Raw genomic sequence first — 8,604 nt, 5'->3', positions numbered from 1 at the left:
GCGTCGCATCCCTGGCGCCCGTGACTCCGAGCACATCGGCTACGTCACGATACTTGGACGGCGGATGACACGGGGCGAAGCACGGCAGCGTTAAGCCCAGTGGCTTAGTGGATCCGGACGATGATCTCCGAGTGACCCAAGCGGATCACGTCGCCGTCGGCCAGCTGCCACTCCTGGATCGGTGCGTTGTTCACCGTGGTGCCGTTGGTCGAGTTCAGATCCGACAGCAGCGCGACTTGTCCGTCCCAGCGGATTTCGAGGTGACGCCGTGACACGCCGGTGTCAGGCAACCGGAACTGAGCGTCTTGCCCGCGGCCCACGATGTTGGATCCCTCGCGCAATTGGTAGGTCCGGCCGCTGCCGTCATCGAGCTGAAGGGTGATGGTGGTTCCGCCGGCGCCGTAGCCGCCCTGGCCGTAGCCGCCGTAACCACCTGGTTGCCCGTAGTCGGCGGACTGACCGTAGTCAGCCTGCTGACCGTATTCCGGTTGCTGGCCGTACTCCGCCTGCTGGCCGTAGTCGTACTCGGGGCTGACCGTATCCGGGTAGCCGCCGGCTTGACCGCCGTACGCTCCGCCCTGCGCGTGCTCGGAGTACTGGGTGTACTCGGCGGAGCCATAGTCCTGGCGACCGTATCCCCCACCCTGCTGGTAGCCCGGGTCGTAGCCGCCGCCCTGCTCGGGGTACCCAGGCCGTTGTTCGGGCGGCGCGTACCCGCCCTCGTCCTGGCGGGCCGGACCGCGTCCGTAATCGGCGTAGCCGCCATAGCCCTGCTGACCACCGCCCTGCTGACCGCCGGGAGGGGCATAGCCGCCAGCCTGCCGATACCCCTGGTCGTAGCCCTGGCCGCCGTAACCGCCGGGCGCGGGGGGACGCTGCTCGTACGACTGCGGGTAGCCGCCCTGGCCCTGCTCGGGATAGCCGCGCTGGTCGTGGTAGCCCTGCTGCTGAGGGGCGTAGCCGCCCTGGCCCTGCTGGTCAGGGTAGCCGCGCTGGTCGGGGTAGCCGCCCTGCTCCGGGTAGCCCTGCTGAGGAGGGTAGCCGCCACCGTGTCCCTGATCGGGGTAGCCGCCCTGTTCGGGGTAGCCGCCCTGCTCGGGTTGGCGCGGTGGCGGATAACCCTGCTGAGGTGGGTAGCCGTGCTGCTGCTCGGGTGGATATCCACCCCGCTGGTCGGGTGCTCCCTGCGGGTCTGGGCCACCGCGCGCGTCATCCTGGGGGCGCCCGTAGCGGTCGTCGTAGTACTCGTCGCCGGATCGGCCCGGCCCCTGACCCCCGCGGTAGCCAGAATTGTCAGTCATTGGTGCTACTCCTCGTTCTTCGCCGAACGCGTTATTTGATTGTGGCCGGACGGGGTCGTCGACCGTCGGGCGGGGCTGGACATCAGGGTTGACAGCACCGCGGGCGCGGTACTGGCCGGTGCGCAGGTTCGACGACTGCTCGAACCGAACGACCACCTCACCATACGTTTGCCACCCCTGTTCGTGGATGTAGTCAGTCAAGTACCTCGCGAAACCGCTCGACGTGAGATTCGAATCGGCGCTCACCTTCTCGAAGTCGTGCATACCGAGGGTAATGATGTATTCGTTGGGGGCCAAAAGGCGGTTTCCGTGAAGTTTCTGGACTCCGTCACGCGCCTCGCGGCATAACAGGGCCTCAACCTCTTGCGGAACGATCGATCCACCGAATACCCGGGCGAAGGCGTTGTCTACCGCCGCCTCGAGCTTGCGCTCGATCCGCGTGGCCAGCCCCCGTTGGCTACTCATGTCTTACCGTTCGCGTGCACTTGCCATCAGGTATTGCCATTGGACGGCAAACGAATCACCCCGGTGCTGGATCACTTCCGCATCGTATCGGGACATCGTGTCGCTGCGGCACTTTCGAAATCGTGAGAACTGCATCAGACCAGTTCAGGGCCCTGCGGGCCGTCGGCTGCTGGGTGCGGAACGGCTTCGGGTCCCACTTCGCCGGTTCGGGAATCGGGCCATTAGAGTGATATGGTCCATCGGTTGTTTTTCCGGGCGAGTGGCGGAATGGCAGACGCGCTGGCTTCAGGTGCCAGTGTCCTTCGGGACGTGGGGGTTCAAGTCCCCCTTCGCCCACACTGAGCGGTTCTACGAAAGGTCACGGCCTCGAAAGGGGTCGTGACTTTCGCGTTGGTGGGGCTCAACGCGGCGCCGCGCTGACGACGTAGGGGCGGGCACCATGGTCGGTGACAAGACGGCGGAGCTGCAGTCCGAAGTCAATCGCCTCGCCGCGAGACTGAACGCCCCGCCAAGAAAGGCATGCAGTCGGATACCCAGTGGGCCCATGTCCCGCGGCGGTCGCGGGGATTCAGCGATGTTCCGCGCTGCACCCCGGGCTGGTGTCAAAGTTGGCGGCGAATGTCGAGAAGGTGGTGCCGCAATTCGTGTGCGGTATGTACCGCGACCCAGCGCAACGACCGCGCACTGGTTTCCGGGTAGTGATAGACAACCGTGCGGTCCCAGTCGTCGGCGGAGAGCTGAGCCAGCACATTGCTGAATAGCGTTGCCGCGTCGGCTAATTGACGAGCAACGTCGACGGGGTCCTGCTCGTTGTAGCCGTCGTGCTCGGCGCGCTCCTCTCGACCCATGGGCAAGCAGTCGGCGCCGTTGGTCCGCCGCGCGGCGAGCACCCGTTCGCGTTGCACGAGCAGCACGTCGCGCAGATGGCACCCGTACTCCAGCGCAGACCACACGCCGGGCCTGCCACGAATTCGCACGTCACCGCCGTTGCTACACAGAAGCGCGCCAACTTCGGCGGCCCCGGCGCGGATGTCGTCGCCGACGGTTGCGGCGTGCCGCAGGTCATAGGTGAACCGCATTCGGCGCAGGGGCCTGTCACGGGATCATCATTTCAGACCGCACTCTGGGCAGTCGCACGAAACGGTGACTCAAGAGGCGACGCGGCGAGTTCAAAACCGTTGTGGCGGAGTGATATAGATGTAGCCACAGAGGATGGGGGCAGGCCGCGGATCGTGAGCACCTGCGAGCGGCCAAGGGCGCATCGAGCGCGGCCGTAGTGCAACCCGCGGTGCTGCTAGCCAGGGTAGCCTAACCTAACTCGACGCGGTAGGGTCCCCAGCCGTGAGGTTCTCTGATCCCCTTGTACCCTGCACCGCCAACGACCAGCGGGAGCAACCATCCGTCGTACTCCCCCGCGAGCTCACTGATATCTCCGACTCCGTCCGCAAAGTTCCACCGCCACCGGTTCCGGATTTGGTGTTGCCGAATACGATTCGCGTCGCCGACCCCGAGGGCGCAGATGCGGAGACCGTGGCGGAGTGGATGAACCGGCCGCATTTGGCCGTCACCTGGGAGTACGACTGGCCGGTGACTCGTTGGCGCAACCACTTGCGTGCCCAGGTGAACGGCGCATACTCGCGGCCACTCATCCTCAGCATCAACGGTGTGGACCGCGCCTACATGGAGATCTACCGGGCCGCGAAGGACTCGATCGCCCGGTGTTACGACAGCCAGCCACACGATCTGGGACTGCATGGGGCCATCGCAGACGAGGAGCTGATGAACCGAGGCCTGGGCCCCCTAATACTCCGCGGGGTCATCGCCAGCATTCTGGATAAAGACCCTGCGTGCCAACGGATCATGTTCGATCCAGACCATCGCCTGACAACAGTGCGTCATCTCTGCGACTTCCTGGGTTGCGAATTCCTCGGCGAACACGACATGCTGAATCGGCGGATGGCGCTGTACGCGCTGGAGCGCCCAGCTGCCTGATAAGCCGCCGACGCGTAGTGAATTGACGCCGGTCTAGGGATAAGTACCCTCATGGGCAGCTCAGAAGGGATGGAAACTCTGCCCGCGATGAGATGCCCACAGCTCGCTGGCCGTCAACGGTGTCATGGGACTTCCCTATATAGATAACAATGCGCTGATTGCTGAAGCTGGCGCCCAACGGGAGCCTGCGATATCCGAGTGCGGCCTTAATGTCGCGCGGGGCGTCGTCTTCGCAGGGGTGGCCAGCAGCTCCGCACCATCAACGAATATGGAGAGACCGGTGACGTCACGGAGCTGCTCAGGTGGGGATACTTGAGAAGGATTAACTATTGGTAGATTTTTCTCGATTGTCAGTAAATTGGCGTCGTTGGTCGCCCGGATTGGGCGGCGGCGATATTCCCATCACGACCGATTGCGAAGATCGTAGATGTCGACTGGACCGAAGATCAGCACCAGCTATTAGCGCACCCACTGCGTAATCTCCGGGGTAACCGGGTCGGTGATGTCACCGTATTCGGGATGCTTCTTGAGCACCGTGCCGATCATCGAGCACACCGGAACGATGCGCTTGCCCTCATCGCGCGCCTCGTTGAGCGCCTCCTCGACGAGGATGGTCGCGAGCCCACGTCCGCCATACGCCGGGTCGATTTCCGTGTGATAGAAGACGCGCTGATCGCCGCGATCGGCAAAATCGGCCAGTCCCACCGTCTTTCCCTCGACGGCGATCGTGTACTTGCCGTCCTCAAGGCTGACGGTGGCTTCCGCGCCGGTCTTATCGGTTGTCATCTGTGCTTCCCTTTCGTTGCGGTGTAGGTCGAGGCCGCAGCCGAGCGGTCGGCAGCGGCGGGGCGGGCAGTCGGGCGAGCGCTCCCCGGTATCCCTGGACGGCACCGAATCGGTCGTCGGCGTCCTCCCACAGTCGGCGGTAGTCGACGATGTCTTCGTGGCTTCGCCCGACGAAGTTCCACCACATCACCAACTCTTCGGTGAACGGCGTGCCGCCGAGCAGCAGCACCCGTGCGGGTCCCTCACCCGCGTTGTGCACGTGCAGCTGGGCCCGGCCGGGACCTCGGTACGCCAACTCGGCGATCGCCAGGGCCGTCCCATCCACGTGTACGGTCCCGGAATCACACAGCACCCCATGCTCGAAGGCCGGGTCGACGTCGAGGTCCAGGGTGGCCCCAGCGGCGAGGTCAATCTGGGCGCCCAGCAACGGCGTAAACGTCGGCACCGGCGACCGGCTGCCAGCCAGCCGGCCCAGAAAGACGCGCGCACTCGCACCCGGCAGCGCCAGGGGCTCGGGCGCGTAATGGGCGAAATCTCGCGCTGTATCGCGATCGGTTGCGGGCAACGCGACCCAGAGCTGGACACCGTGTAGCAGGGCGCCGGAATCAACCGAGACCTCCGAATGACAGATGCCGGCCCCCGCGGTCATCAGATTCAGCTCGCCGGGCCGAACGGCCGCGTGTACGCCGGCGCTGTCGCGGTGCTCCACTTCCCCACTGAACAACCAACTGACAGTTTGTAGTCCCGTGTGGGGGTGCGGTGGGACGTCCATCCTCGCGGCGACCGGGCCGTAATGGTCGATGAAACACCACGCGCCGACCAGCGAACGCTGTCGTTGCGGAAGCGTGCGTTGCACGCGAATCGCCCTGGGGCCGCCCAACGGAACCTCCCGCGGTTGCAACACTTCCACCGTGGGCGGGGCGCCCAGGTGTTGCAAAGCGGCGCAGGCGACTTCGGCCGGGGCGACTTCAAGATTGCTCATCGTCCACCCTTCGTCGCGGCGCCCTCATGCAGCGCCCTCCGCGACCGTACCCGGCGTGTTACTTGCGTGGGGGCCGCAGCACCTTCATGGCGAGCCGCATGACGGGCTCGGGCACGCGATCCTTCACCGACATCGCGTTGTCGGCGACGCGAGATCTCAGCGGGGTCCCGCGCCCGAACATCCGGTTCAGCGGTCCGCCGGACGGCTCCAGGACCACGTGTAGCGGCGGGGTACCGACCGCGGCGCCCAGCGCGTTGGAGATGACCATCCGTTGAATCTCGCTGGTGCCCTCAAAGATGGTGTACAGCTTGGCATCCCGATACCACTTCTCAACCGGATGATCGGTGATGTAGCCCCAGCCACCCATGGTTTGGATCGCGCGTTCGGTGGCCTTGACCGCGACTTCGCTAGCGGCCATCTTCGACATCGAACCCTCGCCCCGTTCGAAGGGAACGTTATTGGCCGCCATCCATGACGCACGCCAGGTGAGCAGGCGAGCGGCGTCGATCTGGGTCGCCAGTTCCGCCAGCGGGAATGCGATGCCCTGGTTGTCGATGATGGGCCCACCGAAAGCCTCCCGTTCGGTGGCGTACGCGGTTGCGTACTCGAGCGCCGCGCGGGCGATGCCAATGGCTTGGGCGGCGACCATGGGTCGGGTCTGCTCGAAGGTGCCCAGCGTCGCGGATCCGGACTGTTTTCCGCCGGCCACGACTTCCCTGGCTTTGGCCAGCTTGTGCTCAAGTTTCTCTTGTCCACCAAGCAAATTGGCCCCCGGCACGCGCACGCCTTCGAAGAGCAACTCGGCGGTATGAGAAGCCCGACAGCCCAGTTTGTCCAGTTTTCGCACCAGCTTCAGTCCGGGCGTGCCGCCGGGCACCACGAACAGCGCTTGACCGCGATGACCGAGCTCCTCGTCGACCACGGCGTTGACCACGTGCACGTCGGCGATGCCGCCATTGCCGATCCACATCTTGTGCCCGTCGATGATCCAGTCGTCACCGTCGCGGCGCGCGTGGGTGCGCAGGTTTCGCACATCGCTGCCGCCCTCGGGTTCGGAGATGGCCAGCGCGGCGAGTTTGAGATCTCCTGGCGTGCCAAAGCATTCGGGCGCCCATTCCAGCATCTGTTCCGGGGAGGCGGCCTGGCCGATCGCCGACAGTGCCAACGCCGGCATGACGATGGCCAAGCCGATGCCCGCGCAGCCCCAGAACAGCTCCTCCATGAACATGGGCAGCGAAATGCCGGTTGGATCGCCGATCAGATCCCGGTAAAAGAGTGGGCTGTAGAAGCCTTGTTGGGCGGCCTCTTCTAGCACGGGCCAGGGAAATTCCTGTCGCTGATCGTAATCGAGCGCTACTGGGCGTATTACAGACTCGGCGAATTCGTGCGTACGCCGGGCAAGGTCGTGTTGTGCTGCCGTCGGGGTCAGGTCGAACGTCATGGGGGCGCCTCTAGGTCGACAGACTAGTCTTGCCGACCCGGACTACCCCGTTGATGGGCTCAGCAAACTGCCACGCCGGATTTCGACGAAATGTCAGGCAGCCGAACGGGGTTTCATTTGCGCCAGCGGCAGGTGCAGCACCACTGCAGCGACCGCGACGGACTCGTGTTCGTGACGTGCCAGCAGCGCCGCGTTCTCGGGCAGCTGTCGAGCATTGATCTCGCCGGCGGCGATACGCCGCAGGACGTCGTGTGCATGAGCGAGCTGGTCTCGCTTGCGGTATTGGCCGCCAGGCAGCTTCACCCCGGCCCACACGCCGTACTCCTCGCGGTTCGCGATGGCGTGCCCGGCGCAGCGGCGCTGTTGCGCCAGCGGGCAGCGGCGTAGGCACTGGATCCGCGCCTCGGTGGCCGACCGCTCGTATGCGCGCGCCTTGGCGGCGCCGTCGCCGCCGTCGTCGTCGGGGTAGCCGAACCAAAGTTCCGGATTGGCTGCGCAGGGGTGTCCCATGTCGGTCTCCTTGTCAAGCGTGAAACGTAGGCAGAAGCGTATACAGAAGAACCTGCGCCGCGCAAGAGAAACGTGACAAAAACGTATATACCGATATCGCAGACGCTGGCTGTGTAATATCCGGCCTATGGCCGGAGCGTGCGGTGACCCGTGAGTCGGCCGGTGCGGCTATCCGCGCATTGCGTGAATCACGCGATTGGTCACTAGCCGACCTCGCCTCCGCGACCGGGGTCAGCATCATGGGACTCAGCTTCCTCGAGCGGGGCGCCCGAAAGCCGCACAAAAGTACAGTTCAGAAGGTCGAGAACGGCCTCGGCCTGCCGCCGGGCACCTACTCGCGACTGCTGGTGGCCGCCGACCCGGAGGCCGAGCTGGCGCGCCTGATGACCGCGCAGCCGCCCGCGCCCATGCCCGCGCGGCGCAGCGGTCCGGTGGTTGTCGACCGCCACAGCGACACAGAAGTGCTGGAAGGCTATGCCGAAGCGCAGCTCGATGCCCTCAAATCCGTCATCGATCGGTTGCCTGCGACAACATCAAACGAATATGAGACGTATATTCTGTCTGTGATCGCGCAGTGCGTGAAGGCAGAGATGCTCGCCGCCAGCTCCTGGCGGGTGGCCGTGAACGCCGGCGCCGACTCGACCGGCCGGCTGATGGAGCACCTGCGAGCTTTGGAGGCGACGCGCGCGGCGCTGTTGAAGCGGATGCCCACCAGTTTGAGCGCGCGTTTCGACCGGGCCTGCGCCCAGGCATCGTTACCGGAGCCCATCATCGCCGCCCTGGTGGGCGTGGATGTCGACGAAATGTGGGATATCCGCAATCGGGGGGTGATCGCGCCGGGTGCTCTCCCCCGCGTCCGCGCCTTCACCGAGGCGCTCGAGTCCGGCGGAAAAGAGGCGCACCAGGGCGACGAGGGGGCATCGTGAGTCAATCCGAAGTCGAGGCGTTGACCCGTGCCCACCAACTCTTCGCCGGCAGCACGCAGCCGTCGTCCCTGCACGCAGACACCGAGCACTACCGCGATCTGCTGCCGCGCGCCGCGGCGATGAACGACAAGATGGCGCACGGCGGTTACCAACTCGCGGTGGACCACAGCCGGCAACACCTCACCGCTGCGGCGCGCCCCG

The 8,604-nt window shown here is 65.3% G+C and carries 7 protein-coding genes, 1 tRNA gene and 2 pseudogenes; 4 read left to right on the top strand and 6 right to left on the bottom strand.

Annotated elements, in window-relative coordinates:
• Positions 1-104 precede the first annotated feature (104 nt).
• Positions 105-1,766, bottom strand: coding sequence for an FhaA domain-containing protein (locus A5652_RS18170; RefSeq protein WP_067354442.1), 1,662 nt, complete (start codon positions 1,764-1,766; stop codon positions 105-107).
• A gap of 253 nt (positions 1,767-2,019) precedes the next feature.
• Here A5652_RS18170 and A5652_RS18165 point away from each other — a divergent pair.
• Positions 2,020-2,102: transfer RNA gene (locus A5652_RS18165), tRNA-Leu, on the top strand.
• Positions 2,103-2,368: 266 nt separating this feature from the next.
• Here A5652_RS18165 and A5652_RS18160 read toward each other — a convergent pair.
• A pseudogene (locus tag A5652_RS18160) lies at positions 2,369-2,865 on the bottom strand (DinB family protein).
• Positions 2,866-3,194: 329 nt separating this feature from the next.
• On the opposite strand from A5652_RS18160, the gene A5652_RS18155 reads away from it, so the two are divergent.
• On the top strand, positions 3,195-3,758 hold the full coding sequence (locus A5652_RS18155; RefSeq protein WP_067354446.1) for a GNAT family N-acetyltransferase: 564 nt from the start codon (positions 3,195-3,197) through the stop codon (positions 3,756-3,758).
• Between the two features lie 459 nt (positions 3,759-4,217).
• Here the strand turns inward: A5652_RS18155 and A5652_RS18150 are convergent, their stop codons facing one another.
• The 4 genes from A5652_RS18150 to A5652_RS18135 all read right to left on the bottom strand — a co-directional run bounded on the left by A5652_RS18150 (position 4,218) and on the right by A5652_RS18135 (position 7,477).
• A complete protein-coding gene (locus A5652_RS18150; RefSeq protein WP_067354434.1) occupies positions 4,218-4,544 on the bottom strand; it encodes a GNAT family N-acetyltransferase in 327 nt (108 codons plus the stop codon).
• Positions 4,531-5,526: a pirin family protein gene (locus tag A5652_RS18145; RefSeq protein WP_067354431.1), complete on the bottom strand. Its 996-nt coding sequence runs from the start codon at positions 5,524-5,526 to the stop codon at positions 4,531-4,533. Before A5652_RS18145 ends, A5652_RS18150 begins: the two co-directional genes overlap by 14 nt.
• A gap of 58 nt (positions 5,527-5,584) precedes the next feature.
• Positions 5,585-6,967: an acyl-CoA dehydrogenase family protein gene (locus tag A5652_RS18140; protein WP_067354427.1), complete on the bottom strand. Its 1,383-nt coding sequence runs from the start codon at positions 6,965-6,967 to the stop codon at positions 5,585-5,587.
• Between the two features lie 93 nt (positions 6,968-7,060).
• Positions 7,061-7,477, bottom strand: a complete 417-nt coding sequence (locus A5652_RS18135) for a WhiB family transcriptional regulator (protein WP_067354424.1) — start codon at positions 7,475-7,477, stop codon at positions 7,061-7,063.
• 143 nt (positions 7,478-7,620) lie between these two features.
• Between A5652_RS18135 and A5652_RS18130 the strand changes: the two genes are divergently transcribed.
• Both A5652_RS18130 and A5652_RS18125 read left to right on the top strand, forming a co-directional pair.
• A complete protein-coding gene (locus A5652_RS18130) occupies positions 7,621-8,403 on the top strand; it encodes a helix-turn-helix domain-containing protein (protein ID WP_067354421.1) in 783 nt (260 codons plus the stop codon).
• Positions 8,400-8,604, top strand: a pseudogene (locus A5652_RS18125) (NlpC/P60 family protein); the annotation flags it as partial. The gene A5652_RS18130 and the pseudogene A5652_RS18125, both read left to right, overlap by 4 nt.

It is taken from the genome of Mycobacterium sp. 1165178.9 (genome assembly GCF_001673555.1).
Lineage (GTDB): Bacteria > Actinomycetota > Actinomycetes > Mycobacteriales > Mycobacteriaceae > Mycobacterium.
The sequence above is the reverse complement of the archived record's forward strand: the minus strand, read 5'-3'. Positions and strand labels throughout refer to the sequence as shown.

Excerpts from the sequence above, each read along its gene's own strand:
- A5652_RS18145 (WP_067354431.1), bottom strand. The coding sequence starts at position 5,526 with ATGAGCAATCTTGAAGTCGCCCCGGCCGAAGTCGCCTGCGCCGCTTTG.
- A5652_RS18170 (WP_067354442.1), bottom strand. The coding sequence starts at position 1,766 with ATGAGTAGCCAACGGGGGCTGGCCACGCGGATCGAGCGCAAGCTCGAG.
- A5652_RS18135 (WP_067354424.1), bottom strand. The coding sequence starts at position 7,477 with ATGGGACACCCCTGCGCAGCCAATCCGGAACTTTGGTTCGGCTACCCC.
- A5652_RS18150 (WP_067354434.1), bottom strand. The coding sequence starts at position 4,544 with ATGACAACCGATAAGACCGGCGCGGAAGCCACCGTCAGCCTTGAGGAC.
- A5652_RS18140 (WP_067354427.1), bottom strand. The coding sequence starts at position 6,967 with ATGACGTTCGACCTGACCCCGACGGCAGCACAACACGACCTTGCCCGG.